General features: G+C 68.7%; 21 protein-coding genes and 4 pseudogenes. 16 read left to right on the top strand and 9 right to left on the bottom strand.

The window, feature by feature from the left end; all coding sequences use genetic code 11:
- Nucleotides 1–23 precede the first annotated feature (23 nt).
- From AC2XR2_RS43795 to AC2XR2_RS43780, 4 genes are all read left to right on the top strand, one after another.
- The gene (locus AC2XR2_RS43795; RefSeq protein ID WP_491518289.1) at nt 24–1,382 is read left to right on the top strand and encodes an FAD-dependent oxidoreductase; all 1,359 of its coding nucleotides are present in this window, start codon (nt 24–26) and stop codon (nt 1,380–1,382) included.
- Nucleotides 1,383–1,548: 166 nt separating this feature from the next.
- Nucleotides 1,549–2,418 (top strand): branched-chain amino acid ABC transporter permease, encoded by an 870-nt coding sequence (locus tag AC2XR2_RS43790; protein ID WP_381308152.1) that lies wholly within the window; start codon nt 1,549–1,551, stop codon nt 2,416–2,418.
- A 12-nt stretch (nt 2,419–2,430) separates the two neighbouring features.
- On the top strand, nt 2,431–4,953 hold the full coding sequence (locus AC2XR2_RS43785) for a branched-chain amino acid ABC transporter ATP-binding protein/permease (RefSeq protein ID WP_491518288.1): 2,523 nt from the start codon (nt 2,431–2,433) through the stop codon (nt 4,951–4,953).
- A gap of 27 nt (nt 4,954–4,980) precedes the next feature.
- Nucleotides 4,981–6,177: an ABC transporter substrate-binding protein gene (locus AC2XR2_RS43780; RefSeq protein WP_491518287.1), complete on the top strand. Its 1,197-nt coding sequence runs from the start codon at nt 4,981–4,983 to the stop codon at nt 6,175–6,177.
- Between the two features lie 210 nt (nt 6,178–6,387).
- On the opposite strand, the gene AC2XR2_RS43775 is transcribed toward AC2XR2_RS43780, so the two are convergent.
- Nucleotides 6,388–6,774, bottom strand: coding sequence for a hypothetical protein (locus AC2XR2_RS43775; protein ID WP_381301761.1), 387 nt, complete (start codon nt 6,772–6,774; stop codon nt 6,388–6,390).
- A gap of 22 nt (nt 6,775–6,796) precedes the next feature.
- Nucleotides 6,797–7,413 (bottom strand): annotated as a pseudogene (locus AC2XR2_RS43770) (IS5 family transposase); the annotation flags it as partial.
- Nucleotides 7,414–7,464: 51 nt separating this feature from the next.
- Here AC2XR2_RS43770 and AC2XR2_RS43765 point away from each other — a divergent pair.
- From AC2XR2_RS43765 to AC2XR2_RS43755, 3 genes and pseudogenes are all read left to right on the top strand, one after another.
- Nucleotides 7,465–7,852: pseudogene (locus AC2XR2_RS43765) on the top strand (transposase); the annotation flags it as partial.
- Nucleotides 7,853–7,990: 138 nt separating this feature from the next.
- Nucleotides 7,991–9,115, top strand: coding sequence for a nucleotide disphospho-sugar-binding domain-containing protein (locus AC2XR2_RS43760; protein WP_491518286.1), 1,125 nt, complete (start codon nt 7,991–7,993; stop codon nt 9,113–9,115).
- Nucleotides 9,116–9,257: 142 nt separating this feature from the next.
- A pseudogene (locus AC2XR2_RS43755) lies at nt 9,258–10,610 on the top strand (IS1380 family transposase).
- 289 nt (nt 10,611–10,899) lie between these two features.
- Here AC2XR2_RS43755 and AC2XR2_RS43750 read toward each other — a convergent pair.
- Nucleotides 10,900–12,027 (bottom strand): amidohydrolase family protein, encoded by a 1,128-nt coding sequence (locus AC2XR2_RS43750; protein WP_491518285.1) that lies wholly within the window; start codon nt 12,025–12,027, stop codon nt 10,900–10,902.
- A 782-nt stretch (nt 12,028–12,809) separates the two neighbouring features.
- Here AC2XR2_RS43750 and AC2XR2_RS43745 point away from each other — a divergent pair.
- The 3 genes and pseudogenes from AC2XR2_RS43745 (at nt 12,810) to AC2XR2_RS43735 (ending at nt 15,622) form a co-directional block, all read left to right on the top strand.
- Nucleotides 12,810–12,932: a hypothetical protein gene (locus AC2XR2_RS43745; RefSeq protein WP_491518616.1), complete on the top strand. Its 123-nt coding sequence runs from the start codon at nt 12,810–12,812 to the stop codon at nt 12,930–12,932.
- Nucleotides 12,933–13,065: 133 nt separating this feature from the next.
- Nucleotides 13,066–13,219: pseudogene (locus AC2XR2_RS43740) on the top strand (IS5 family transposase); the annotation flags it as partial.
- Between the two features lie 291 nt (nt 13,220–13,510).
- The gene (locus AC2XR2_RS43735) at nt 13,511–15,622 is read left to right on the top strand and encodes a SpoIIE family protein phosphatase (RefSeq protein ID WP_491518284.1); all 2,112 of its coding nucleotides are present in this window, start codon (nt 13,511–13,513) and stop codon (nt 15,620–15,622) included.
- A gap of 464 nt (nt 15,623–16,086) precedes the next feature.
- On the opposite strand, the gene AC2XR2_RS43730 is transcribed toward AC2XR2_RS43735, so the two are convergent.
- Nucleotides 16,087–17,097, bottom strand: coding sequence for an ArsR/SmtB family transcription factor (locus AC2XR2_RS43730; RefSeq protein ID WP_491518283.1), 1,011 nt, complete (start codon nt 17,095–17,097; stop codon nt 16,087–16,089).
- Between the two features lie 128 nt (nt 17,098–17,225).
- Between AC2XR2_RS43730 and AC2XR2_RS43725 the strand changes: the two genes are divergently transcribed.
- On the top strand, nt 17,226–17,687 hold the full coding sequence (locus tag AC2XR2_RS43725) for a peptidoglycan-binding domain-containing protein (protein WP_491518282.1): 462 nt from the start codon (nt 17,226–17,228) through the stop codon (nt 17,685–17,687).
- Between the two features lie 38 nt (nt 17,688–17,725).
- Nucleotides 17,726–18,184, top strand: coding sequence for a peptidoglycan-binding domain-containing protein (locus tag AC2XR2_RS43720; RefSeq protein ID WP_330262105.1), 459 nt, complete (start codon nt 17,726–17,728; stop codon nt 18,182–18,184).
- A 49-nt stretch (nt 18,185–18,233) separates the two neighbouring features.
- Here the strand turns inward: AC2XR2_RS43720 and AC2XR2_RS43715 are convergent, their stop codons facing one another.
- Nucleotides 18,234–18,341, bottom strand: a complete 108-nt coding sequence (locus AC2XR2_RS43715) for a DUF397 domain-containing protein (RefSeq protein WP_491518281.1) — start codon at nt 18,339–18,341, stop codon at nt 18,234–18,236.
- Between the two features lie 531 nt (nt 18,342–18,872).
- Between AC2XR2_RS43715 and AC2XR2_RS43710 the strand changes: the two genes are divergently transcribed.
- Together AC2XR2_RS43710 and AC2XR2_RS43705 are read left to right on the top strand one after the other, a co-directional pair.
- Nucleotides 18,873–19,766, top strand: a complete 894-nt coding sequence (locus AC2XR2_RS43710) for a class I SAM-dependent methyltransferase (protein WP_491518280.1) — start codon at nt 18,873–18,875, stop codon at nt 19,764–19,766.
- A 105-nt stretch (nt 19,767–19,871) separates the two neighbouring features.
- Nucleotides 19,872–20,201, top strand: a complete 330-nt coding sequence (locus AC2XR2_RS43705; protein WP_491518279.1) for a hypothetical protein — start codon at nt 19,872–19,874, stop codon at nt 20,199–20,201.
- A 111-nt stretch (nt 20,202–20,312) separates the two neighbouring features.
- Here AC2XR2_RS43705 and AC2XR2_RS43700 read toward each other — a convergent pair whose 3' ends face one another.
- Nucleotides 20,313–20,504 (bottom strand): hypothetical protein, encoded by a 192-nt coding sequence (locus tag AC2XR2_RS43700; RefSeq protein ID WP_491518278.1) that lies wholly within the window; start codon nt 20,502–20,504, stop codon nt 20,313–20,315.
- A gap of 15 nt (nt 20,505–20,519) precedes the next feature.
- Nucleotides 20,520–20,648 carry a hypothetical protein gene (locus AC2XR2_RS43695; protein WP_391191945.1) on the bottom strand — a complete coding sequence of 43 codons (129 nt, stop codon included), beginning with the start codon at nt 20,646–20,648 and terminating at the stop codon, nt 20,520–20,522.
- Nucleotides 20,649–20,978: 330 nt separating this feature from the next.
- Between AC2XR2_RS43695 and AC2XR2_RS43690 the strand changes: the two genes are divergently transcribed.
- Nucleotides 20,979–21,380, top strand: coding sequence for a hypothetical protein (locus tag AC2XR2_RS43690; RefSeq protein ID WP_491518277.1), 402 nt, complete (start codon nt 20,979–20,981; stop codon nt 21,378–21,380).
- A 192-nt stretch (nt 21,381–21,572) separates the two neighbouring features.
- Here AC2XR2_RS43690 and AC2XR2_RS43685 read toward each other — a convergent pair whose 3' ends face one another.
- Nucleotides 21,573–22,253 carry a GAP family protein gene (locus AC2XR2_RS43685; RefSeq protein WP_491518276.1) on the bottom strand — a complete coding sequence of 227 codons (681 nt, stop codon included), beginning with the start codon at nt 22,251–22,253 and terminating at the stop codon, nt 21,573–21,575.
- 294 nt (nt 22,254–22,547) lie between these two features.
- Between AC2XR2_RS43685 and AC2XR2_RS43680 the strand changes: the two genes are divergently transcribed.
- Nucleotides 22,548–23,384 (top strand): YhjD/YihY/BrkB family envelope integrity protein, encoded by an 837-nt coding sequence (locus tag AC2XR2_RS43680; protein ID WP_491518607.1) that lies wholly within the window; start codon nt 22,548–22,550, stop codon nt 23,382–23,384.
- On the opposite strand, the gene AC2XR2_RS43675 is transcribed toward AC2XR2_RS43680, so the two are convergent.
- Nucleotides 23,352–24,719 (bottom strand): chloride channel protein, encoded by a 1,368-nt coding sequence (locus AC2XR2_RS43675; protein ID WP_491518275.1) that lies wholly within the window; start codon nt 24,717–24,719, stop codon nt 23,352–23,354. The genes AC2XR2_RS43680 and AC2XR2_RS43675 overlap by 33 nt on opposite strands.
- Nucleotides 24,720–24,806: the final 87 nt, after the last annotated feature.

The following is a 24,806-nucleotide window of genomic DNA, read 5'->3' as shown; positions in this document are numbered from 1 at the left end:
ACATGAAGGCGGTGGGGCCCGCTATGGGTACGAAGACAGTGGATCTACTGGTGATCGGCGGCGGCATGGCCGGACTCTCCGCGGCCGCCAAAGTGGCGGCGGAGGGCGGCTCCGTGGCCCTCGTGGAGAAGGCGGAGCGCACCGGCGGCTCCGCGCGCTTCGCCGGTTTCGTATGGACCGCTCCGACCGTGGAGGAGATGCGCCGGGTCAATCCGGACGGGGATCCCGAGCTGGCCGCGGCCCTGCTGGACGGGTTCGCCGACGGTGTGGCCTGGATCAGGTCGCTCGGCGTGGAGTGTCGGCCTCCGGTGCCCGTGCTCAGCTTCGGCCGGGGGCACCAGGTGGACACGAACCACTATCTCGACACCTGCGAACGGCTGATCCGCGAGCGGGGCCAGGAGGTGCTGACCTCCACCTGGACCCAGGGTCTCGTGACGGAGAACGGCGTGGTCAAGGGCGCGGACTGCCTGTTGCCCGACGGTTCCGGGCGCCGTATCGAGGCCACCTGGACGTTGCTGGCGACCGGCGGTTTCCAGGGGGATCCGGGCCTGCGCGCCGAGCACGTCCACCCGCAGGCGGCGGACATCGGGCTGCGGGCCAACCCGCACAGCCGGGGCGACGGCCTCACGCTCGGGCGCTCCGCGGGCGCGGCGTTCGGCAGGAAGGACGCCGGGTTCTACGGGCACCTGATGCCGGCCGGTGTGTCGCTGGCCGACCCGGCCCGTTTCGTCGACCTGGCGCTCTACTACAGCGAGCACGCCCTGCTGTTCGACACGACGGGCGAGCGGTTCGTCGACGAGACCGTCGGGGACCATCTGACCACCATGGCGTTGCTCGAACGGCCCGGGGCCCGCGGGTTGCTGGTCGCCGACGCGCGGGTGCACCGGGAGTGGATCAGCGCCTCCTACGTGGAGGGCATCCCCGGTGTGGACAAGTTCCAGCTGTGCCATCGCGCCGGTGCCCGCAGCGCGGTGGCGGACAGCCTGGAGGACTTCGCCTCGATGCCCGAGGAGTGGGGCTATCCCGGCGCCACGATCCGCGACCGCATCGAGGAGTTCAACGCCGCCGCGCGGGCGAACGGCGCGCTCGCGCCGGGTCGCCTCCTCGACCGCCGCCCCCTCGACGAGCCGCCGTTCTACGTCGTCGAGGCGGCACCGGCGATCACGTTCACCTTCGGCGGCCTGCTGATCGACGCCGGAGCGCACGCCCTTGCGGCGGACGGGGACGGCCACAGCCCGGTCCCCGGCCTGCTCGCGGCCGGCGCGGACGCGGGCGGGCTGTACCGGCGCGCTTACGCGGGCGGCCTCGCTCCTGCGCTGGTCTTCGGGCTGGCGGCGGCACGCACCGCGCTCGGCGAGTCACCGACCGCCCCCGCCCACTGAGTCCCGGCCTGCGGCCGTTGCGCACAAATCCCGTGCACGAGGCTTGCCCGTCCGGCGACACAGTGCCTAGCTTACTGAAGTGAGTTCACTTTAACTCCGGGTTCCGTGAGGTGATCATGCTTTCCGCAGGCGTGGCGCGAACGCGCTCTTCTCCGAGGGAGGGGCTGTGAGTCAGTTCCTGCTTGTCCTGGTCAGTGGTGTGGCCAGTGGAGCCGTGTACGGGCTCATGGGTCTCGGGCTGGTGATCATCTACCGGGCCACGGACGTCGTGAACTTCGCGATGGCGTCGCTCGCGACCCTGGGCCTGTACGTGGCGGTCTCGCTCCATGACAGCGGGGTGGCCACGCTGCTCGGCGTCCTCGCCGCCGTCACCATCACCGTGGCCGCCGGTCTGCTGGTGCGCGAGACGGTGATCCGCCCGCTGGGACAGGGGCAGTTGTTCTCCGCGCTCGTCGTCACGATGGGCGTGTCCCTGATCGCGGAGAGCGCCGCCGGATCGATCTGGGGCGACCAGCCCAAGGCCTTTCCCAGCCTGGTCGACGGGACGGTGCGCTGGTCGGGTGCCGCGGTGCCGGTGCAGAGCCTGCTGACGATCGCCGTCGCCGCCGTGGCCATGGCGCTCGTGGGCTATCTGTTCGCCCGCACCACGCTCGGCTCCGCCATGCGCGCCGTCGCCGAGAACGCGGAGACCGCCCGCGTGGTCGGACTGAGCGCACAACGTCTGGCGAGGATCTCCTGGGCGCTCGGCCTGGGCCTGGCCGCACTCGCCGCCTGTCTGTACGCACCGCGCTCGGGCCTGGTGCCCACCGCGCTCGTCGCACCGCTGTTCCGGGCCTTCGCCGGCATCTTCCTCGGCGGTCTGACCAGCATGTACGGCGCCGTCCTGGGCGGGCTGACCATCGGCGTCCTGGACAACCTGGCGGCGAACTACGTCTCCGCCAGCTTCCGGGACACGTTCGTGTTCTCGTTCACCGTGCTGGTCCTGCTGATCCGCCCCCAGGGCATGTTCGGCACCCGCACCTTCCAACGGGTCTGAGGGGTCCACTCCATGGTCTTCAACCGTTCCCTCCTGGCCAGGGCCGCACTGGGCCCGGCCGCCGGCGCGGTGCTCATGGCACTCATGGCCTCCGGCGCGATCCCCGCGTACCAGATGTACTCGGTGGGCCTCGCGGCCGTGTACACGATCGTCGTGCTGTCGGTCGGCCTGCTCGCCGGCTGGTCCGGCATCTGGTCGGTGGGCCATCCCGCGTTCTTCGCCATCGGCGCCTACTTCGCGGCGTACGGCAGCGGCCACGACTGGCCCCTGGAGACAGTGGTGCTCGGCGCCGTCGCCACCGGAGCCGCCCTGGGCGCCTTCCTCGGATACGCCGGTGCCAGGTTCTCGGTCCTCTACATCGCCCTGCTCACCCTCGCCTTCACCATGGTCACGCTGGAACTGGTCAACCGCTGGAGCGGTGTGACCGGTGGCGACCAGGGCGTGCCGGTGGTCCAGCTGCGCAGCGCCCTCGGATTCGGCACCCTGCTGGGTGGCGGGACCGAGGCCCAGTACCTGGCGGTCGGTGCCGCCGCCGTCGTCCTCGCACTGGCCGTGCCCGCCGCCGCCTCGGGGCTGCGGATGCGGCTGGTGGCCGCCAAGTCGCATCCGCCGGCGGCCCGGACGATCGGTATCGCTCCCGAGGCGCAGTCGGCGCTGTCGTTCGCGGTGAGCGGGGCGTGCACCTGCTTCGCGGGCGTGCTGCTCGGCCTGCTCACCGGGTTCGTGAGCCCGGATCCCTTCTCGCTGGCCTTCGGCATCTCGCTGATCGGGGCGTGTGTGCTCGGCGGGGTCGGGACCGTCGTCGGTGCCGTGGCGGGCGGGATCTATCTGACCTGGAACCCCTCCCTGTCGTCCGCCGTCGGGCTGCCGCAGCCCGTCGTGCAGGGCCTGGTGCTGATCGGGGTACTGCTCTTCCTGCCGGGCGGAGTCGTCCCCTTCCTGGCCAAGCTCGCACGGCGGGTACGACGTCGGCCGGACACCGAACTCCCCTCCCCCGCCGGGGACTCGGCGGACCTCGCCCCCGTCCCGTCCGGGAGCGTCGGCGACGGTCCCGTCCTGCTGCGCATGGAGCACGTGTCGGTGTCGTACGGCGGGCTGAAGGCTCTAGAGGACGCTTCCCTGTCCCTGCGGCAGAACGAGATCCTCGCGGTCATCGGGCCCAACGGGGCGGGGAAGACAACCCTGTTGAACGCCCTGTCGGGACTGACGGGCAACGGCCGGGTGAGCGGCACCGCCGACTTCGACGGGCGGCCGCTGCTGAAGGCCAGGGCGACCGCGCGACGGCGACTGGGCATCGGCCGGACCTTCCAGCACGCGGAGGTGTTCTCCGAACTCACCGTCGCGGAGAACGTGTTGTGCACCCGGCGCCGGATCACCGCCAAGGACCGGGACGAGGTGGCTCGACTCCTGCACTCCGTCGGGCTCGCGGAGGTGGCGGACCGCCGTCCCGCGGAACTGCCGTTCGGTCTCCAGAAGCGTCTCGACCTGGCCCGTGCGATGGCCGAGAAGCCGAAGCTGCTGGTGCTGGACGAACCGTTCGGCGGTCTCGACGCGGACGAACGGGCCCTGCTGGCACGGCACATCAGGCGGCTGCACGCCGACGGGACCGCCGTGGTGGTCATCGACCACGTCCTCGACGACCTGTTCTCCGTGGCCCACCGGGTGCTCGCCTTCGACTTCGGCCGCACGATCGGCGAGGGCACCCCGGACACCGTGCTGGAGGATCCGCAGGTGCGGTCGTCGTATCTGGGCACGGTCGACGGCAGGACCCGCGCGCCCGAACACATCGGTGACCGCAGCATGATCCGCCTGAACGGCGTCGGCCACACGTACGGCGGTGTGGTCGCCCTGCGCGACATCGACCTCGATGTCCGCCAGGGCGTGGTGCTGGGCATCGCCGGGGCCAACGGCGCGGGCAAGAGCACCCTCGCCGGCATCCTGCACGGCTCCCTCCAACCCGCCCGTGGCTCACGGGAGTCGGGGGGCACCGTCCGCACCAGTCTGGCGCCGGAGGGACGGGCCCTGTTCAAGACGCTGTCCCTGCGCGAGAACCTCGAAGTCGCGGCCTACGCGGCGGGCATCACCGGCGCTCCGCTGCGGGAGCGCCTGGAGGAGACCGTCGAGTGGCTGCCGGTGCGGCTGCGCGACCGGATGTCCGCCGCCGCCGGCGGACTGTCCGGCGGGGAACAGCAGATGCTCGCCATCGCGCGGGCCCTGATCGCCCGACCGGACGTACTGATCGTGGACGAACCCGCGCTGGGTCTCGCCCCCGCCCTGGTCGACGAGGTCTACGACCGCCTCGCCAGGCTGGCCCACGACGGCCTCACCGTCGTACTGCTCGAACAACTGCTCAGCCGTGCCCTGTCCGTCTGCCACGAGGTGGCCGTGCTGCACGAGGGCGTGGTGGCGGCCCACGGGCGGCCCGGCGATCCCGCGTTCGCGGCTCTGGCCGAGGCGGCGTACTTCAGCGGCGGCCCGGAGGCCGCCACCCCCGCGGCGCCTTCCGCCCGCACTTCTCCCGTGGAAATCCCGTAGTGAACGAGGTGGACCGTGTTCCGGACAATGAAGAGATTTCGCCGCGCAGCGGGAACAACGGCCGTCCTGGCCGTGGTGGCGCTGACCGCCAACGCGTGCGCAGGGCAGGACTCCACGGGGGCCGGCGGTAGTTCGTCGGGCATCCACATCGGCGCGTGGCTGCCCCTGACCGGCGCCACCGCCTCCTACGGCGTACCGGAGAAGGCCGGCGCCGACGCCTACTTCAAAATGATCAACGCCCAGGGCGGCATCAACGGCCGCAAGGTCACCTGGACGGTCAAGGACAACGCGGCCGATCCGCAGCAGACCGTGCAGATCGCCCGTGAACTCGTCGGCCAGGACAAGGTCGTGGCCATCGTCAACGCGAACGGCACCTCCCAGGCCGAGGCCGCCTTCCCGTTCGTCCTCAACCAGTCCAAGGTGCCGGTCCTCAACGAGGTGGGCGGCAGCGAGGCCTGGTACAAGCCGCCGCGGACCGGACTGTTCGGCACGCAGACCCTCTACGAGGACCAGGCCGCGGCGGTCGCCGCCTGGGCGGTGCAGGACGGGGCGAAGAAGATCCTCGTCGTGCACAGCGATCCGGCCGCGTTCGTGAACGTCGCCAAGCAGGTGGAGCCGGTCGCGAAGAAGGTGGATCCCTCGGTCGAGGTGGACCGGTTGGCGGTGAAGTACCAGACCACCGACTACACCCCGGTGATCAGCAAGGTGAAGGCCGCGAAGGCCCAGGCCGTGATCGTGATCCTCACCTCCCCCGAAGCGGCGGCCTTCCTCAAGGAGGCCAAGCTCCAGGGGCTGTCCCTGCCCACCTACGCCTACGCGCCCGTCGCCGCCGAGTCGACGATCTCGCTGGCGAAGGACGCCGCCGAGGGCCTCAAGGCCGTACAGCTGGTGAAGGCGCCCTCCGACCCGGACCCGGCGGTCAAGGAGTTCCGCACCGCGATGGCCAAGTACGAGCCCGGCCAGGACGCCGGATTCCTCGCCCTGTGGGGCTGGAGCAACGCCAAGGTGTTCGCCGACATCGCGAAGACCGTCAAGGGCCCCGTCACGTCGCAGTCCCTCACCGAGGCGTACCAGAAGGCGTCCTCGGTGGACCCCGGGGTGTCCCCGGTCATGAAGTTCAGCGCGAGCCAGCACCTCGGTACGCGCAGCGTGCAGCGGGTGGTCGTCAAGAACGGTGTCTGGACGTCCGTCGGCTCCTTCTACACCCCTCCCACCCGCGACTGAGATCGCCGGCCGCGAACGCCGTGTCCCTGGGAGGGACACGGCGTTCGCGCAGGAGCGCGAGCAGTACCTGTCGTCGGCTTACGAGTTCACCGCCGTCTTGCACAATGACCTCTTGCAGCGGCTAACACAATGACGCGGATGGCTCCTCGTAGGCACACCTGCGGGACGAGTTGCGGGTTCGGCTGGAAGCGAGACGCCAGTCGGGGACCACTATCCCTCTTCCACGCTCCGCGCCCCGCCATGCTCAGCACGGAACTCGTCCAAGAGGGAAAAGAACATCTCCATCGGTTGAGTACCGGTCGCCTCGGCTGCTCGTTCGATCTCGACAGCCCAGCCCAGAGCGCTGGGATACTCCATGCTCAGTCGATTCCACAGCCACTGGGAGAAGGGGCCGCCGTTCCAGAAGTCGAAACGCTCATCGATGTCATGAATCTCGGAGGCGACTGCGTAGCCGATGAGCATGGAGTCCAGATGCTGAAGTGAGCTGCGGCGCACCCACATTCCCGGGCGGAGCCTCACCTCGTCGAGGAACTCGAGGACATCGTTGAGCTCTCTCGGCCTCCGCGGCCCTGGCCTGCCGACCACCGTTTCAGTCACGCCTGTAGCGTACTGAGATCAGCTAGCACAGGGACTGAATCCGCCGGTGGGTGATGAGGCAGCGGGCGAGCTCGAGAAATGCTTCGTGGATGTCGCCCCTGCGTTCCCAGCGGATCCGAAGACGTCGGAACCCGTGGAGCCAGGCGAAGGACCGCTCGGCCACCCACCGGTAGGTGCCCAGTCCGGTGCCGTGCAGCGTGCCACCGCGGGCGATCGCGGGCAAGATGCCGCGGGCCTGGACCTGGTCGCGGTAGACGTCGTGGTCGCAACCGCGGTCGGCGAAGAGCGAGACAGGCTTGCGGCGGGGCCGGCCCACCCCGGCCGCGGACCGGCGGGATCGAGTCGAGCAGCGGAAGCAGCTGGGTAACGTCGTTGCGGTTGCCGCCGGTCAGCAGGACTGCGAGCGGGGTGCCGTGCCCGTCGGTGATCAAGTGGTGCTTCGAGCTGCCCGCTCCCGGTCGACCGGCGACGGGCTTGTTTGGCTCCCCCTTTCAATGCCCTGACGTGGGAGGAGTCGACCACGCAGCGGGACCAGTCCAACCGCGAGGCCGCGTTCAGCTCGGCGAGCAGAACCTCGTACGGCCGCTGCCAGACGCCGGCCTCGTACCAGTCCCGCAGGCGGCGCCAGCACTCATGCCCGAGCCGAAGCCGGGATCCTGCGGCAGGTACTCCCGCTGGATCCCGGTGTGCCGTGCCGCGGCATGGGAATGTGCCGGTGATCATGGACCCGACCACGGGGTCGACGCCGACGATCCGCTGATCATCGATCTGGACGCGACGTTGGTGACCGCGCACTCGGACAAGGAACGCGCCGCACCGAATTTCAAGCAGGGCTTCGGGTTTCATCCGCTGGGCGCCTGGGTCGACCATGGTGCCGACGGCACCGGCGAGCCGCTGGCGATCATGTTGAGGCCGGGAAACGCCGGTTCCAACACCGCGGCCGACCACCAGCAGCTCTTGGCGCAGGCATTGACGCAGTTGCCGTTCCAACCGGGGATATCGGGTCGGCCAGAAAGTCTTGATGCGCACCGATTCCGGCGGCGGCCCGCACGACTTCGTGCAGTACTGCCACCGACGCGTGAAGCATGGCGCGCGGCCAGTACTGGATTCACCCGGCGATGCCGGAGTTGATCGAGAACGCGCTGCTGAACCTGCCGCTCGACTGGCCGTTCCGTCACGATCGACGAGATCCCCGATCGCGTGTTGAATGGGAATCGTGCGCGCACTCTTCGCAACCTCCCCCGGTCTTGGCCATGTGTTCCCGACGATCTCCCTAGCACACGCGCTGCGTGCCGCCGGCCACGAGGTGCTGGTGGCGACCGCGGGCGGCAAGGAGGCCGCGAACGCCGGCCTGCACGTCGTGGACACCGCGCCGGGTGTCGACATCGGCGCGGTGTTCCAGCAGGCGGCCAGCGAGCAACCCGAGGAGTTCGACTACAGCACGGACGTCGACACCGAGAAGGGGTTGGAGTTCGTCGGCGCGATCTTCGCCAAGTTGTCCGGCGTGTCGGTGGACCTGACCGTGTCGGCGGCCGAATCGTGGCGGCCGGACGTGGTCGTGTACTCGTCGATGGAGGGCACCGGGCCGCTGGTCGCCGCGAAGCTCGGCGTGCCGGCCGTGTCGCACGGCTTCGGGTTCGCCGACGAGGCGCCGATGACCGAGGCGATCTTCAAGAAGATGGTCGAGGAACGCGAACGGCATGGCGTGCAAGGGTTTCCCGAGGTGTGCGAGTCGATCGACGTGGCGCCGCCGAGCATGGTCGACCGGCCGGTGCGCGGCTGGCCGATGCGGTACGTGCCGTACAACGGAGGCGGCGTGCTGCCCGAGTGGGTGCTCGAACGGCCCGCGCGCCCGCGTGTCGCGGTGACACTCGGCACGGTGCTGACCCAGGTCGGCGCGCTCACGTCGTTGACCAAACTCGTCGACGTGGCACGGCATCTGGACGCCGAGTTCGTACTCGCCCTCGGCGACGCGGACCCGTCGCCATTGGGAGAACTGCCGGACAACGTGCGGGCGGCCGGGTGGGTGCCGCTGTCCGCGCTGCTGCCGACCTGCGCGGCGCTGGTGCACCACGGCGGGGCCGGCTCGACGCTGACCGCGATCGACGCCGGAGTCACGCAGCTCGTGCTGCCGCACGGCGCCGACCAGTACGTGAACGCGGACGCCGTGGCGCGGCGCGGACTCGGTCTGCGTTCGGAGCCGGATCAGGTGGACGCGGAGCTGATCGACCGCCTGCTCACCGACCCGGGGCTGGGCCGGGCCGCCTCCGAGGTGGCCGACGAGATCGCGACGCTGCCGAGGCCCGCCGACCTCGTGCCGAAAATCGCCAGCCTCGCCTGACTTTGCCAGGGGTGCACACCGTGGCGTGCACTAACCCGCCGCATTCATGACGGTTTGGTGTGACGGGTGTCGATCAAGCAGAAAGGTGCTCTGACCTGCGAGGATATGGCTTACTGAGGGCCGTATCCGGAGCATCTTTCTGGTGAGGAATCCTACCGGGTTGTACCCGTCGTTGAAGGTCGACACTGCGGGCACGGGTGTGGTGTCGAATGAGGGCGCGACGCTGCTGGTGGCGACGATGGCCAGGGTCGGGCTGATCCACGACCCGGGGAAGATCGTCGGTGATCTGGCGATCGCGGTGGCCCTGGGCGGCGATTGCCTGGCCGACATCGCGACCATGCGGGCGGAGCCGGCGGTGTTCGGCCTGGTTGCCTCGGATCCGACGGTGTCGCGGCTGATTGACACGTTGGCCCGGGACGCGGACAAGGCGCTGGCCGCGATCGCCGCCGCCCGTGCGAGGGCACGTGCCGGGGCGTGGAAGCTGGCTGGTGCGCACGCCCTGGACCGTGGCATCAGTGGCGATCATCCGGTGATCGTCGATGTGGACGCGACGTTGGTGACCGCGCATTCGGACAAGGAGAAGGCGGCGCCGACGTTCAAGCGGGGCTACGGCTTCCACCCGCTGTGCGCGTTTGTCGATCACGGTGCCGAGGGCACCGGGGAACCCCTATCCATCCTGCTGCGACCGGGTTAACGCCGGCTCGAACACGGCGGCAGATCACATCAGCGTGGCGCGGGATGCGTTGCGGCAATTGCCGTTCACCGGCAAGGGAGGCCGGATCGGCCGCAAGGTGCTGATCCGCGCCGACTCCGGTGGCGGCACCCACGAGTTCGTGGATTGGCTGCACGCACGGAGACTGGGCTACTCGCTCGGGTTCACCCTGCCCGATGACGCGGTGCAGCGCATCGCCCAGATCCCCGACCAGGCGTGGACCCCGGCTTACGACGACGAGCGCACACCCCGCGACTCGGCTATTGGGTGGCCGAGGCCACCGGTGTGCTGGACCTCGCCGGCTGGCCACCCGGCATGCGGGTCATCGTGCGCAAGGAACGGCCGCATCCCGGTGCGCAACTGCGGTTCACCGACGCCGACGGCAACCGCCTGACTGCGTTCGCCACCAACACCGGCCGCGGCCAACTGGCCGACCTCGAACTACGGCACCGCCGCCGCGCCCGCGCCGAGGATCGTATCCGCGCCGCCAAAGCCACCGGACTGTCGAACCTGCCCCTACACGGATTCGCCCACAACCAGATCTGGGTCGCGATCGTCGCACTCGCCCTCGAACTGACCGCGTGGATGCAGATGCTCGCCCTGCACGACCATCCCGCTCGCCGCTGGGAACCCAAACGCCTGCGGCTACGGCTGTTCACCATCGCCGGACGCATCGCCCACCACGCCCGACGCATCCACCTACGACTGGCCGCACACGCCCCCTGGGCCAACCTGGCCCTCACCGCCCACCAGCGCCTGACCACCCTGCCCGCACCGACCTGACCAGCCCGAAACCGTCCCTACCAACAAGCACCACCACCGGACACGTGGAACCCGGCGGCACCCCAGTCGACAAGGGGCAAACCCGCCTACCCCGAACACAAAAAAGGAGGTCAGCGAGCCGCCAACGCCGCGGCGCGAGGCGAGGCCCTCACCCGCGCGAAAGATCCGGGTTAGCCGTTGGTAGAACAGCCTGTATGAGACCGCGTCATGGGGCAGCCGCGCAACGCATACTTCGGCCGTACGCTCGCCTTACAGCAAGCATTCTTTCACTCCGGCCGACGCCGGCGTATCACTTCGCGGGCACTTTCATTCTGAACAGTTTCTCTGCATTTCGGAATGCGATCTTTTCCTTGTCTTCGCGTGGCAAATCGACTCCGCGGAACCAGTCGGTCTGCTCCTTTATGTCCGCGAACGGGTAGTCGGTTGCGAACATCACTCGATCCACGCTTATGTATTTCAGCAGGAGATCGAGCAGTTCGGTCTGGGGGAATGCGCTTGTCGTGACCCAGAAGTTGTCCTGGAAGTATTGCCCGATGGGCTTCTCGAGCGAGTCTTTGGTCGGCTCGCCCATGTCATTGACGATCCGCTCGTAGTAGAAGGGAAGACCTTCACCCATGTGACCGATGATGATTTTCAGTTTGGGGAATCTGTCGAAAACCCCGTACGTGATCATTCGAATGCATTGGATCAGCACCTCCTGGTGCCAGCCATATCCAGACCCACTGAAAATGTAGTCCTGGTACTCTTCCGTGTATTTGGACCGTGTAGTGCTGTAGTAGATCTTGAAGACCTCGTCAGCCGGATAGCCGGGATGCAGGTAGATCGGCACATCGAGATCAACGGCACGTGCCAGCACAGGCTCGAAATCGGGATGATCGAGATACTTCTTCGCGATGTGCCCGTTGGTCAGTGCGCCCAAGAAGCCATCTTCCCGAACCGAGCGCTCCAGTTCGTCCGCCGCCGCCTCCGGGCTCTGCAAGGGCAAGGTGGCGAAAGCCTTGAAACGGTCCGGATATTTGGCGATTGGCCCCTCTACAAGTTGCCGGTTAAGACGATAGGCAAGGTCGATGCCCCTCTGTCCAGGGACATTTTGCACAGAGGGTGTATGAGCAGAGAGGATTTGAACGTTGAGTCCCCCCGCATCCATATCACCGATGCGGCGTTGGCCTAGATCCGCAAGACCAGTTTCCTCCAGGAATGCTATGTGATCCTCATTGATGGAGTTCAGCTTCAACAACGTGGGAGTCGAAAAGGTCTCCTCCGTGCCGATGAAGGGCAGGTCCTGGTCCCGCCGTAAAATGTCCGAAGTCTTGTCCGGAGTCTCGTTCTCGCTCGTTTCCGAGAGAATGGCGTGCGTGGACAGGCCGGCACCAATACCAAGTGCCGTGCTGGCGGCGAGAAAGCCGCGGCGTCCCATGGGCTTCATGTTAGTGCCTCTCTTCAGGTGTTTGTGTGGTGAGGTATCCGTACGGCATCCGTACGCGAAATGCTTTAGGCGGTCTTCGCGTCCTGCTCGCGCACCGCGGCAGCGCTCAGGTCGAGGAACCGCTCGCCGGTGCGCAGCGGCTGTGGTGGAGCTGCCGACCGTCCGCGTGCGGGCTGTGCGGGCCGGCCGCTGGGGCCCCGCACTGTTGTCGGCGTGTGACCCCGCATGCGGCGACAGGGAACGCCGCCGCCAGCGCCCTGGCGGCCACCCCCAACCTCCGCAGTGGACTATCAAGTTCCGGCATAGCCCCAACGCTAGGCCCGATTCCATTCCGTTTCGTCATACTGCGGTCTTCATCCCTCGGGAGACACGCGATGCGACGTTACTCCGACGGGAGTATTCGCCGGAGCCCCGTTCGACACCCGCACGAGAACCAAGGCCCGTCGCAACTGGGCCCGAAGTCCAGGGGCTGCCGGAAGATTTCAAGTCCAGTGAGACGGCCGACTCTATGAGGTTTGTGGTGCGGGTGCCCTGCGCTTTCTGGTTGCATCGCTTTTCCGCATGCCTACTTCCTACCGAGCGAACCGGAGATGAACGCTGAAGAGCTACTCACGCGCTCTGCTAAATGAACAGTCGTGGGAGCTGCTCGAGCCGTAGCTTCCGCCGTGGCCGGATGAAGGCGCTCGGTCCGCGACCGGTGCCGGATCGGCAGTGCCTGCAGGGTGCTGCATACCGGGATCGGCTTCCCCTGCTACTCCGAGGACGTCCACAAGATGTCGTCCGACACCATCGACCTCCTGGTCGTCCCCGGCGCGGACCACGTCGACCTCTTCGACCGCAAGGACCGCATCCCCTTCGGCAAGCTCGACGAGTTCTTCACCAAGAACCTCGCCTGACCGGAAGCTCCTCACACAGGCCAGTACCGCCACCGGCCGGTGTGAGAAGCGCCTGGGAAAGATTCGGCGACAGCTGGGACGGTCACGCCGCCGAGCTCCCCGAGCCACCGATGGTCAGCAACGGTTCGTCCTCGATCAGGGGCAGAAGTCGCTGTCCATCGTGGTCACAGCCGGTCAGCGGGGGGATTCCCCGCAGTTCAAGCCGGTCCTGGAGGCGATCGGTGCCCCGGCTGGGGCGCGGGCGGCCCCGCAGGAGACCTGACAGGGTGCGGGCTGACAAGGCGTACCGCCCGTGACCCGGTTGGACGAGGGCGTCGGACGCTGCACCACCCCAAGCCCTGTTGCGAAGGTCGGTCGGCACGAAGTCATCCGGCGGCCGAGTTGGACTGGATGCTTGCGGCTCGGCGGGCCCCTCCCCCGCAGTTGAATCGAGGTCCGCTTGGGCACCTGCTGGGCCTAGGGCTTTTCTGGAGCGTAGCGTCTTATTAAGGGCAAGCTCGGCACGGGCGATGCACATCCGGGGGCCCACCGGACCGGCTGGCCGTTCCTGAATTCTCCCGGGGTGCTGGAGGTGCTTCGTGAGCAGCGCGGGTGATCTGGCCGCCGTCGGCGACGACGATCTGGATGCCGTGTTCGCGGAGACGGTGCGCCGAACCGGCGCGTCCATCGGCGCTCTGTACCTGCTCACACCGGATGAACGGCTGCTGCGTCTGGATGTGCTGTGCGGGGCTCCGGCCGAATTCGCCGCACCATGGGCCAGGACACCGATGGCCGCTCCAGCGCCGGTGGCCGTCGCGGTGCGTGAAGACCGTTTGGTATGGGTGGGCAGCCAGGAAGAGATGGTCCGCGCCTATCCGCGCACCGCGGTGGTGCTTCCCTACCCGCTGGCCCTGCTCGCCGCCCCAGTGACCGGCGCCCGGCGTTGGGGAGCACTGCTGCTCATGTGGCCGGCCACTCGGCCGCCGTACATGACCGGACGGGAGCGAGGCCACATCACGGCGAGTTGCCGGCGTCTGGCCCGGCTACTGGAGGAAGCCGTCGCGCACGGAAAATCCCTCTCCGGCGACGGCCCGCCCCGTGTCGTTCCCGTCGAGCGCCGGCCCGGGGCCCCGGCGACGGCCGCGGCCGACTTCGCGGAGCGTCTGCCCGGCGGAAGCTGCGCGCTGAACCTCGAGGGTCAGTTCACCTACCTCAGTTCCGGAGCCTGTGACCTGCTGGGCTGCGAGGCCGGCCGGCTGCTGGGCACCCTGCCGTGGCAGTCGTTGCGCTGGCTGGACGATCCCACCTACGAGGACCGTTACCGAGCTGCGGTGATCAGTCGCGAGCCCGTCTCATTCACGGCGTGCCGTCCACCGGATCAGTGGCTGGACTTTCATCTTTTCCCTGACGCCAGCGGCATCAGCGTCCGGATCGTTCCCAGCGGCGCCCAGGCCCTGCCGTCCCCGGCGCCCGAGCGCTCCACAAGGACGGTCACACCGGCCGGCGCGGGCCAGCTGTACCAACTCACTCACCTGGCCGCGGGTCTGACCGAAGTCGTCGGAGTCCAGGACGTCATTGCCCTGATCGCCGACCAGATCATGCCCGCCTTCGGCGCACAAGGCCTGGTCGTGTCCACCGCCGAGGCCGGCCGACTGCGGATCACCGGCCAGCGCGGCTACGACCCCCGCATCATCGAGCGCCTCGACGCACTGCCTCTCGGCACCGACTTCACCCCGGCCGGGCAGGCCCTGGCCAGCGGCATCCCCGCGTTCTTCGCCGCCCCGGAGGAGATGCACCGCATGTACCCGGAAGCTCGACAGGTCAGCGGGAGACAGGCATGGGCGTTCCTGCCCCTGATCATCTCCGGCAGGCCCGTGGGCTGCTGCGTCCTGTCCTACGACCAGCCGCACCTGTTCCCGGCCGAGGAACGCGCCGTCCTGACGTCGCTCGCCAGGCTGATCGCACAGGCTCTGGACCGCGCCCGCCTCTACGACGCCAAACACGAGCTCGCCCACGGCCTTCAGCAGGCCCTGCTGCCGCGCGTCCTTCCCCAGGTCGACGGATTGCGGGTAGCCGCCCGCTACCTGCCCGCCACCCAGGGCATGGACATCGGCGGAGACTTCTACGACCTGATCCGCCTCGGTGACACCGCGGCCGCGGCCGTCATCGGCGACGTCCAGGGACACAACGTCGCCGCCGCCGCCCTGATGGGGCAGGTCCGCACCGCTGTCTACGCCCATGCGACTCTCGGTACGCCCCCCGACCAGGTCCTCGCCCGGACCAACGAGCTCCTCACCGACCTGGCCCCCGAGCTCTTCACCAGCTGCCTCTACGCCCACTTCGACTTCACCCGCCGACGCGTGTGCCTGGCCAGCGCAGGCCACCCGCCACCCCTTTTGCGGTTGCCCGACCGTGTCACCCGACCCGCAGTCGTCCCACCAGGACCACTCCTGGGAATCGATCCCGACGCCGACTTCCCCCTGACCGAGATCCCACTGACTCCAGGCCTGATGCTCGTCCTGTACACCGACGGCCTCGTCGAAACACCCGGAGTCGATCTCGACGACTCCTTCACCCGCCTCGCGCACCACCTCGCCCAAGCCGACGAGCAGAACCTGGATCTGCTCATCGACGACCTGCTCAGCAAGGCCGACACAGCCGGGCAGCGCACCGACGACGTCGCCATCCTGGTCCTGCACGACGGATCCTGAACCGCGCTGCGCTTCTCTGTGGATCTGCTTCAGGTACCCGACTCGTAGGACTGCGGGCGAGCGACCGCGTCCCGCTGACCAGCCGTGGTCGGCACGGGCCGCCGCCTCTACCCGCAGGACAACGGCAATTACCGCACCGCTGGCTGCGACCGAGGCGCCCAGAACCAGCGCTTCGCCATCGGACGAGCGGATCTCTCGACCACTTCAGGATGCCGCCGGTTGAGCAGCCCTTCTTTTACGTGAGACCGGAAGGCGGCCCGTTGGCCGCGGTGGTGATGACCTTTCTTTGCGCTGGGCTTTCTTTGTCCACACCGACCACGCGGCGAGGGGCATTGGGCGCGGATCCGGGAGCGAGGCGATCAGTCTCAGCAGGGTGTTCCGAGTGACGCGGGTCCCGAAGACATCCGTCATGCGAGCCCCGGCCCGCCCGCGAGTTGCGGGTCAGCGCCGGACTCTCACCGGACTTACCCCGTAGGAGGCTCGGTGAGCGTACCGGCGTGCTTCGCGTGCTGTTTCAGGAGGGCGGCGCCGAGGGGGGTGAGGGTGTGCAGGACGGTGTTGGCGTGGCGGTGGCTTGCGATGAGGCCGGCGTCGCGCAGCACGGTGGTGTGGTGGCTGGCCGTGGTGGGGGTGACGCCGGAACGGCGGGCGGCCTCACCGGTGGTGACGCCGGTGGCGGCGGCACGGAGGACGGCGGCGCGGGTGGTGCCGAGGAGGGCGTGCAGGGAGTTCCTGCCGGTGGGTGGAGGCAGAGCTCGGGGGTGGTGGAGGGGGTACAGCAGTACGGGAGGCAGCTGCGGGTCGGCCAGTGTGACCGGGGTCGACCAGCAGAAGTAGGAGGGGACGAGGAGCAGTCCGCGGCCGTTCAGGTAGACGTCGCGGTGGTTCGGGTAGGGGGCGATCTCCAGTACGGGATGACGCCAGCGGACCGTCGGCGTCAGGGTCCGGAGCACGTCCTCGCTCCCTCTGCGGAGGAAGGCACCGGCACGATTCGCACGCTCGGTGTGCAGGCGCTCGTGGAGGGTTTCCTCGTGCGGGGCGATCACGGTGTCGTAGTACGCGCGCAGTACGCGGGTGACCCTGCCGCGCGTCTCCCCGTCGGCGAGTCCGCGGGTCCACGCCGGGGCGCCGACCGTCTGCTCCAGCCGAGAGATCTCCTTCGCCACCCGTGCGCGAGGAGTCGCGAGGATGGCGTCGAGTCCAGAATCGAGTCCTTCTTTTCCCTCGAGCGGAGTGAGGAAGTCCGGGAAATAGCGGGCTCGGGGGAAAAGTGGCAGCAGCACGTTTCTCACCGCGCGGTCCAGGCCGGTGTCGCGGAGCGCGGATACGGCGGTCCGATGCCAACCGGCATAGGCCCAGCGTCCCTCACGGGTCTGTAATCGGTGCAGGCTGGCGACGATCTCCCAGAGCAGATGGGGACGGTCGGCCACTCTGAGCCTGATCAGGTCTTCGGGCGTGAAATGAAAGCGGAGCATCCCGTTCCCCCTACGTGCGTCGGCTCCGACCTGCGTTGTGTCAGCAGGTTCGTTGGAGCATGACAGCGGCAGCAGAGAGTGGGGAACATGAGTTCGCGCCAGTCGGAGAACTGAGGAAGGGGAGACGAATGCGGACGTTGACGAGAACGCTTGTCGGCGCCACCGCAGCCGTCGGGATCCTCGCCGGGAGCCTGGCGAGTGCGGGAAGTGGCTTCGCAGCGACCGAGGTGGCCACGAAGCCGGCGGTCAGCACTCGCGCCGTCAGTCCCCTCGCGGTGGACCTCGGACTGACCCAGACGGAAGTCCGGTGGCTGCAGTGCTGGCTGATGGACCACTGGGACTTTCCCGGCCCGATCGACGGCCAGTTCAACACCGAGACCTGGAAGGCGTTGCAGCGCTTCCTCCAGGCCGAGTGGGGGTACACCGGCCCGATCGACGGCATCTTCGGAAGCGGAATCGTTCGGTCGTTGCAGCTCTTTCTGAGGGCGGAGCACGGCTACGCCGGCGCGATCGACGGCGTCTGGGGGCCCGCTGCCCAGGCCGCCATGAAGAGGTTCGCCCGCTCGTGCTCCGAAGCCTGTACGGACTGACGTTCACTCCAGTCGGAAAACTGAGAAGGGGGAATTTCATGAGGGCTTTGACACGCACCTTCGTCAGCGCCACCGCCGTGGCCGGGATCCTCGTCGGGAGCCTGGCGGGAGCGAGCAGCAGCTTCGCGACAACCGGCGTGGCCACGAAGCCGGCGGTCAGCACCAAGGAAGTCAGCCCGCTCGCGGTGGACAACCACGGTCTGAACACCACGGAAGCCAGGTGGGTCCAGTGCTGGCTGATGGACTACTGGAGCTACCCCGGCCCGCTCGACGGCCAGCTGGGCACCAACAGCTGGAAGGCGATGCAGCGCTTCCTCGCGACGTACCACGGGTACACAGGGAACATCGACGGAGACCCCGGTCCCAACACCAACAGGGCCCTGCAGCGCTACCTCAAGTCCCAGTGGAACTACACCGACTCCATCGACGGGATCTTCGGTCCCAACTCCGTGGCTGCCTTCAAGAGGTTCGCCGGATGGACCGCCCAGTTCTGCTGACCTGGGCACCGTCCGATAGGACGCCGGTGCGGGCAGCGAGGTTCGTCCCTCAGCGGGACTGCCTCGCTGTCCGCACGAACATGTGCCATGCGAGCGGGGACAACAGCAGGACGGGGCCGTCCGGAGTCTTGCTGTCCCGGACGCGGACGACACCCACGCCCCGTCGGCGACCTCGACGCAGTGGCCGCCCTCGCCGTCGTTGTGGCTGCTTGTGCGCCGGTGGGCGTTGATCAGGTCGTACTCGCGCATCGTCTGAGGTCCTCCACCACCGACGCGATCAGGTACAGGGACATCTCTGGCGACAGTGCGGTGCCCCTGAGCATCGGATGCGCGCTGTGTCCACCACAGCCCATCGTCCGGCCGTTCCCGAAAACGACGTCATTGCGGCGCTCGCTGTCCGGCCCCGTCCGCGCCGCTCATCCCGCCCGTGCTGCTCCCGGACGTGGCACCGGCGGGCAGCGGCGCCCATCGGGTGAAGGGGCGGAACGGTTCGGCGGTGAAGCCGTTCAGTCAACCGGTCGACAAAGAGACCCGATCATTCACCGGCCCGGTCGTTCACTGCTATTCCTGCCGTCGTGATCAAGAACATGGTCACGAGGTGTCGCGACCACCTGTGGCTCCCAGCTGCGCATGGGATTCAGGGGGAAAATCCCGTGGCCCCGTAAGGCGTAGCTGGCAGACTGCCAAAGTGGACGATCAAGAATCTGACCTCGACACCGAAGCTGCTCAGGATGCTGTCACCGCCGAGCGATCGATGATGGCTGACATAACGCGCGCAGCTCGCCGGATGTCGTTCAACGCTGATGCGCTGACCTATAAACGAGGCAGACCACGGTACCCGGACGCGGTCTTCGACCTGTTGGCAGAGCGCTGCGGGCTGCGGCCCGGTGCGCGGGTGCTCGAGATCGGTGCCGGTACGGGCCTGGCCACCGAGCCGCTGCTGGCGGCCGGCGCGCACGTGATAGCGGTCGAGCCCGGCGAAAGCCTGGCCGCGATCCTCGTCGCCGATCACGCGTGTGACCGGCTGGAGGTCCTCGTCAGTGACTTCGAGGCTGTAGACCTGCCAGGCGGGTTCGACCTCGCGGTGGCGGCGACAGCGCTGCATTGGCTCGACCCGGCCACGTCGACCGCGAAGATCGCCCGGTTGGTGCGTCCGGGCGGCTGGCTGGCGGCGTGGTGGAACGACTTCGGCGACGTCAAGCGGCCGACGCTCTTCCGCGACCGGCTCGACGAGGTCTACCACGACCTGCTGCCTGGCGGGACCGGCTACCGGAACAGCCGCTCGCACGTCCTCGACACCGACCGGTGGCGCAGCCAGTTGACCACGGGCGGCTACTTCGACAACGTCTCCGTCGAGATCGTCGAATGGGAGCAGATCCTGACCGCGCAGACCGCACGGGATCAGTGGTCCACGTTCCCGAACATCGCGGAACTCTCCGCGCCCGACCGGGAAGAGTTCCTCACTCGCCTCGGTGCACTCGTCGACGAGCTCGGCGGCCAAGTCGCCGACCCGCGCCTGACGGTCACCTACACCGCTCAACGCGTCCAAAGCTCGCCGTTGTCAACGCTTCGCGAAAAGTGACCCTCTGGCAGTCTCCGAAATTTGACCCTCAGATTGTGTGAAGCTCTGGTCAGGCCCGTGAGCCTTGATCGTCAGCGGCGGATGCCAGTCCGTGCAGGGCTGGACGTGATCTTCCTCAAGGACATCGATCCGGTCGTTGCCATCGCCCAGGTCGAGGCTGTGATGTCCGGCTGCGGTTATGAAGAGGCAAGCCAGCGCCCGAGGGTGGGACAGCTGCTGACCTCTGAGGACGTCGACAGCCCGTTCGTGCTGACCGTGTCGGACACGTTGTGCGATGTCCTGGTCTCCGCCACAGAGGATGACCTTGTGGCTGCGGCCGCGGCTTGGTCTGCGGCCGGTGGGGTCGTCGGACTCGATGCGGCGACGGCAGCGGTGGTCGTGGAGGCTCTGGCTAGCCTGGCCAGTAGCGAGCGCCCATCTCGTACAGACCCGTAGGCCGACGTAGCGCCGCTGCAGCGGAACGGCTGAGACACCGCTTCAGTGGTCGTACCGCGAAATCGCACTCGCTTGACGGCACGCGTGCGTCAGCGGATGCCATCGGGAGTCTCAGCCCACCACCCCCGTCGCATAGAGCAACCCCAGGACGGCCAGGACTGTCCCCATCAGGCGGAAGGCAAGCGCATTGGACGCTCCGAACCGCCCATTGGACCGGCCGGCAAGCGTAGTCGCCATGCGCGGGCCCATGAATCCGGTGACGAGCCCGAAAAGAGCGATCAGGAAGCCCACGACAACTTGCATGTCGGCCCTCCTGGTTCATCGACGGCGCTTGGCATACATGACGCCTACGAAGATCGCGGCCGCGAGGAACAGCCCGATAGCGAGGTAGGGGGACCACGAGGGGCCGTCGGGCCGGTCGTTCGCGAGGTTGATGAGCCCAAGCATGCGTAATCACCTGTCCGGTGTCTTCCCGCGCAAACCCTCGGGGCCGGGAGCCCAGCCAAGGGTTGTTGTTACGGGATCAACTGACGGGGTGAACGAAGCCCGAAACGGCGCCGGTCGCTGCGCCGACTGTGGCAAGAAGGACAACCTGCAGCTGGATTACGCCAGCGCGAACATTGTTTGGACGATGACTGCCTCTTGGCCACGGCTTCCCCCAGTGCTAATAGCTCGTAACACGATCATGCAGCCCAGCCCCAGCAGTCCTGTCGTGGTGGAGCGTGGGAGCGTGGCTCGGGATGGTGGGCGACGACTTGCGTGGGGAAGAGGGGCTGGATGAGCGTGATGTGGGCGGCGACGTCGCTGGAGTCTGGCATGTTCCATCTGGTTGAGAGACGTTCAGAGGTGAAGGATCTGTCCGTTCACTTCAACGACCTGCGTTCCTGTGGCCAGGGGTACCTCGAGGTTCGGTCGCCGGACAGGGAGTTCCCGGTGCTGTCCCTGGCCTTCCGAGCCAGTCACGCGGTCGTTCACCTGATGAGTGACATCGACCGGATGTCTCTGCTCGTAGGAGACGGCACCGTCCCCCCGGGTTCCGAGGTCGAAGTCCCGATCATGGACGAACTCGCTGTGTTCACGGGCAACTTTGTCCTGGATACCGATCGGGCGTGGGAGCTGGTGCACGACTTCACGCAGACGTGGGCGGCCGACCCTCCGGGGAAGTGGTGTGAGTTGTAGCGAAAAGCTCGTGACACGATCACGACCGGTGCTTCTTCAGTCGCCTCCAGCAGATGAGTCCGCAGGCCAAGGAGACGAAGGGGTGGACACGATGACCGGCGGAGCGAGGATGTGAGATGACACCGGCATCCAGGGCGCCCGGACTCCTTTGACCGGGACCGGGCCGGAAATGCCAGATCAGGCGTGGCACCCTCAGGACGTCAGCTGGGGGATGCTCCTGCTCACCAGGAACAGTCCCGCCACCAGCGCCACCGCGACCAGGGCCTGCTCCTGGTGGGTCTCGATCCATGTGCGGAGTGTGCCCAGGCGGACCCTGGCCGAGTCCGGGGCGAACGTCGTGTAGACCTCCATCGCCAGCAGGCTGCTCGTGGCGAGGAGGCAGTATCCGAACAGGGCCAGGTAGGAGGACGCGTGGGACAGGTCGGCGCTGACCACCGTCGCCGCGCCGGCCGCCACCAGCCCCCACGGCTGGAGCAGCGGAGCCAGCCCCGCCGCGGTCCACAGGGAGATGCGGTCGAGGCGCCCCATCAGGCCGCCGGAGGACTTGTGCCGTCGGCCGGCCGGAGCGCGCGGGCGCTCGCGGTTCCTGCGCCGGGACCGGTGCCGGTACCAGCCGTATCCGAGGAGTCCCACCCCGATGGCCAGCTTGACGGCGGACGAGGCGGTGGAGGGCGGGGAGCGCGGTGCCGGTGGTTTGCCGCCGGTGGTGAGCAGGACGGCGGCCAGGACGGCCACGAAGCAGGCAAGCCAGGCGAGGATGAAGACCAGGCCGTTCCGGACCCCACGATGCGCCGACAGCACCAGGACGAACGCGGTCACCGACAGGGGGAACACGGTGATCGCGAGGCCGATGACCACCAGGTCAAGCACCATCGCGGCTCCCGGTCATGCCTCCAGTCTCACCGCCGTGCCGACACCCCACAAACGGGCGGCGGCGAGGGCGGGCCGTACCGAAGGCTCGTCCGGCCCCGTGGCCTCCTCGCACCTGTTCGCGCGGGAATGTTGACCCATTCGGCCCTGTGTCGTACACCTGCCGGGGCCATGCGCACGCAGGCGCGGCACTCTGGCGGCATGCAGCCAGGGACAGGGACCGGAGACGAGCGGCCGGGCCGTCCGTCCCGGCGGGCGGCGCTTCGGCGGCGCGCCGCCTCGGCCGGGGCCCGGCTGATGGAACTGCGCACCCGGGCCGAGGAACGGTTCCCCGTGATCACGCGGCTGCTGACGCACCTGATCTCGGTGAACGTGTTCGACTCGGCGACCCGGCTGGCCGCCCAGACCTTCCTCACGGCCGTGCCCCTGCTGTTCGTGGTGGCCTCCCTCGCCCCGCAGTGGCTGCGCGACCAGTTCGTCGCCTCCCTGCACGACGCCTTCGGGCTGACCGGAAGCGCGAACGACGAGCTGCACAAGGTTCTCCAGGGCACCGGCCAGCCCTCCGACGAGCTGCGGCAGACCACCGGCGTGGTCGGCGGGCTGATGGTGCTCCTGTCCGCCACCGCGTGCAGCCGCGCCATGCAACGGCTGTGCCAACGCGCCTGGAGCCTGCCCAAGGCGAGCGCGCGGGTCGCGGCCTGGCGCTGGGTCGCCTGGCTCGCGACCTGGCTGGGCATGTTCGCGATCCAGGGGAGCCTGCGCGACGGGTTCGGCCTCGGCCTGTGGCTCGGCGTGCCCCTGCTGCTGATCGCGGAGGTCGGCATCTGGTGGTGGACACAGCACCTGCTGCTGGTCGCACGCGTGCCCTGGCGGCCGCTGCTGCCGGGCGCGCTGTTGACCGGGACGGCCCTGGCCGTCCTCACCTCCACCGCGTCGCTGTACGTGCCCCGGGCCCTCAACCACAGCCTGGAGAAGTACGGCTCCCTCGGCGCCGTCTTCACCCTGCTGTCCTGGCTCATCACGCTCTGCGTGGTCATCACCCTGTGTCTGACGGCCGGTGCCGTCATCGCCCGTGAACCCTGGGCGGTCCGCCGTCTGGGCTCACCCGGACCGGCGGGCCCGCCCCCGGGGTGACCCGCCTTTGCGAGGAGCACCGACGGGGTCCGCTCGGTGAGCCGCCCGATCAGGTGTCCGGTCGGCCGGTCGCTCAGCGACCGCCGGGACGTCCGGCCCCTGTGGCAGCCGCTGGACGAGCACGAAGGACACGACCGCGGCCAGCACCACCAGGGCGACCGTGTCCACGTTGCCCAGCAGGAGCACGACCAGGACGACGCTGCTCACGGGCAGCCGCAGGGCCGCGGTCACCGAGGCCGCCATCCCGATCGCCATCGCCGGGACCAGGCCCAGACCGGGCAGCGGCGCCAGCAGCACACCGGCCGCTCCGCCCAGGAACAGGGCGGGGAAGACGGGGCCACCGCGCAGACTGCCCAGACACACCGCGTACGCCAGTCCCTTGAAGGCCAGCACCGCGATCAGGGCCCCCACCGGCCAGGCGTGCGGGTCCCGCGCCAGATCGGAGAGGGTGGACTCGCCCGACAGGGCCGCCTCGGCGGGCGAGCGCCCCGTGGCGACGGCGTAGAGCGTGATGCAGACCGCCGCGGCCAGCGCGCACAGGGCGGTGTTCCGTACCGTCCGGACCGCCACGAAGCGTGCCGCGAAGCGACCGCCCACGAAGGCCCAGTGGACGAACAGGGCGAGGGCGGGCGCCAGCACCGGCACCCACAGCACGTCCGCCCAGTCGAGCGGCGGCGGCGTGGGCAGGCCGATGTCCAGGCTCCCCGTCTCGAAGCCGGTCCAGTGGACGAACCCGGTGAAGATCAGGTCCCCGACGCCGCTGGCCAGCAGGGCCGGCAGCATCACCGCGAACAGCTGCGGGCCGCCCACCCCGGCCACCTCCATCAGCAGCACCGCGCCCACGATCGGGTTCCCGAAGAGCGCGGAGACGGCGGCCGCCGCTCCGGCCGCGCCCAGCAGCGCGGTGCTCGCCTCGGTCTCCGGAGCCCGGGCCAGGCGAGCGAAGAGCAGCGCCAGTCCGCCGCCCATCGCGATCAGCGGTGCCTCGGGTCCCAGTACGGCGCCGAGCGGCAGACCGGCCATGGCGGCGAGCACGACGCCCGGCAGGGCCCTTCTCGTGACGCCGCCCGAATGCAGGCCGCCCGCGGGCACGTGTCCGCCCCGCCCCGGAAACCGGGCGACCACCACGCCGATCACGAGACCGGCGAGGGTGAGCAGGGGAAGCGCCCACCACCAGGGGGCCCGCTCCCAGCCCAGGCCCTTGGGCCAGTCCGTCCAGATCAGCTGCTCCAGCTGCTGGACCGCCACGAGGAACCAGAAGGCGATCAGCGCGACCGGGACACCGATCAGGCCGCAGAACACCAGGGCCCTGCGGTACTCCGGCCGGCCGAGCATGGTTCTCAGCAGGTCGGCTTCCGACGGCTGACTCCCCGCCGCGGGGCCGGAGCCGCTCTCCGAGGTCGCTTCGGCGATGGGTCCTCC

This window comes from Streptomyces sp. LS-MS-L19 (assembly GCF_058382285.1).
Note: the sequence above shows the minus strand (reverse complement) of the source record. Positions and strands in the feature narration are given on the sequence as shown.

What these genes read in the sequence shown, in the direction of transcription:
- AC2XR2_RS43795 (WP_491518289.1), top strand. Translation starts at nt 24, where the DNA reads ATGGGTACGAAGACAGTGGATCTACTGGTGATCGGCGGCGGCATGGCC.
- AC2XR2_RS43785 (WP_491518288.1), top strand. Translation starts at nt 2,431, where the DNA reads ATGGTCTTCAACCGTTCCCTCCTGGCCAGGGCCGCACTGGGCCCGGCC.
- AC2XR2_RS43780 (WP_491518287.1), top strand. Translation starts at nt 4,981, where the DNA reads ATGAAGAGATTTCGCCGCGCAGCGGGAACAACGGCCGTCCTGGCCGTG.
- AC2XR2_RS43750 (WP_491518285.1), bottom strand. Translation starts at nt 12,027, where the DNA reads ATGGGACGCCGCGGCTTTCTCGCCGCCAGCACGGCACTTGGTATTGGT.
- AC2XR2_RS43745 (WP_491518616.1), top strand. Translation starts at nt 12,810, where the DNA reads ATGTCGTCCGACACCATCGACCTCCTGGTCGTCCCCGGCGCGGACCAC.
- AC2XR2_RS43730 (WP_491518283.1), bottom strand. Translation starts at nt 17,097, where the DNA reads ATGCTCCGCTTTCATTTCACGCCCGAAGACCTGATCAGGCTCAGAGTG.
- AC2XR2_RS43725 (WP_491518282.1), top strand. Translation starts at nt 17,226, where the DNA reads ATGCGGACGTTGACGAGAACGCTTGTCGGCGCCACCGCAGCCGTCGGG.
- AC2XR2_RS43720 (WP_330262105.1), top strand. Translation starts at nt 17,726, where the DNA reads ATGAGGGCTTTGACACGCACCTTCGTCAGCGCCACCGCCGTGGCCGGG.
- AC2XR2_RS43700 (WP_491518278.1), bottom strand. Translation starts at nt 20,504, where the DNA reads ATGCAAGTTGTCGTGGGCTTCCTGATCGCTCTTTTCGGGCTCGTCACC.
- AC2XR2_RS43695 (WP_391191945.1), bottom strand. Translation starts at nt 20,648, where the DNA reads ATGCTTGGGCTCATCAACCTCGCGAACGACCGGCCCGACGGCCCCTCG.
- AC2XR2_RS43690 (WP_491518277.1), top strand. Translation starts at nt 20,979, where the DNA reads ATGAGCGTGATGTGGGCGGCGACGTCGCTGGAGTCTGGCATGTTCCAT.
- AC2XR2_RS43685 (WP_491518276.1), bottom strand. Translation starts at nt 22,253, where the DNA reads ATGGTGCTTGACCTGGTGGTCATCGGCCTCGCGATCACCGTGTTCCCC.
- AC2XR2_RS43680 (WP_491518607.1), top strand. Translation starts at nt 22,548, where the DNA reads ATGGAACTGCGCACCCGGGCCGAGGAACGGTTCCCCGTGATCACGCGG.
- AC2XR2_RS43675 (WP_491518275.1), bottom strand. Translation starts at nt 24,719, where the DNA reads ATGCTCGGCCGGCCGGAGTACCGCAGGGCCCTGGTGTTCTGCGGCCTG.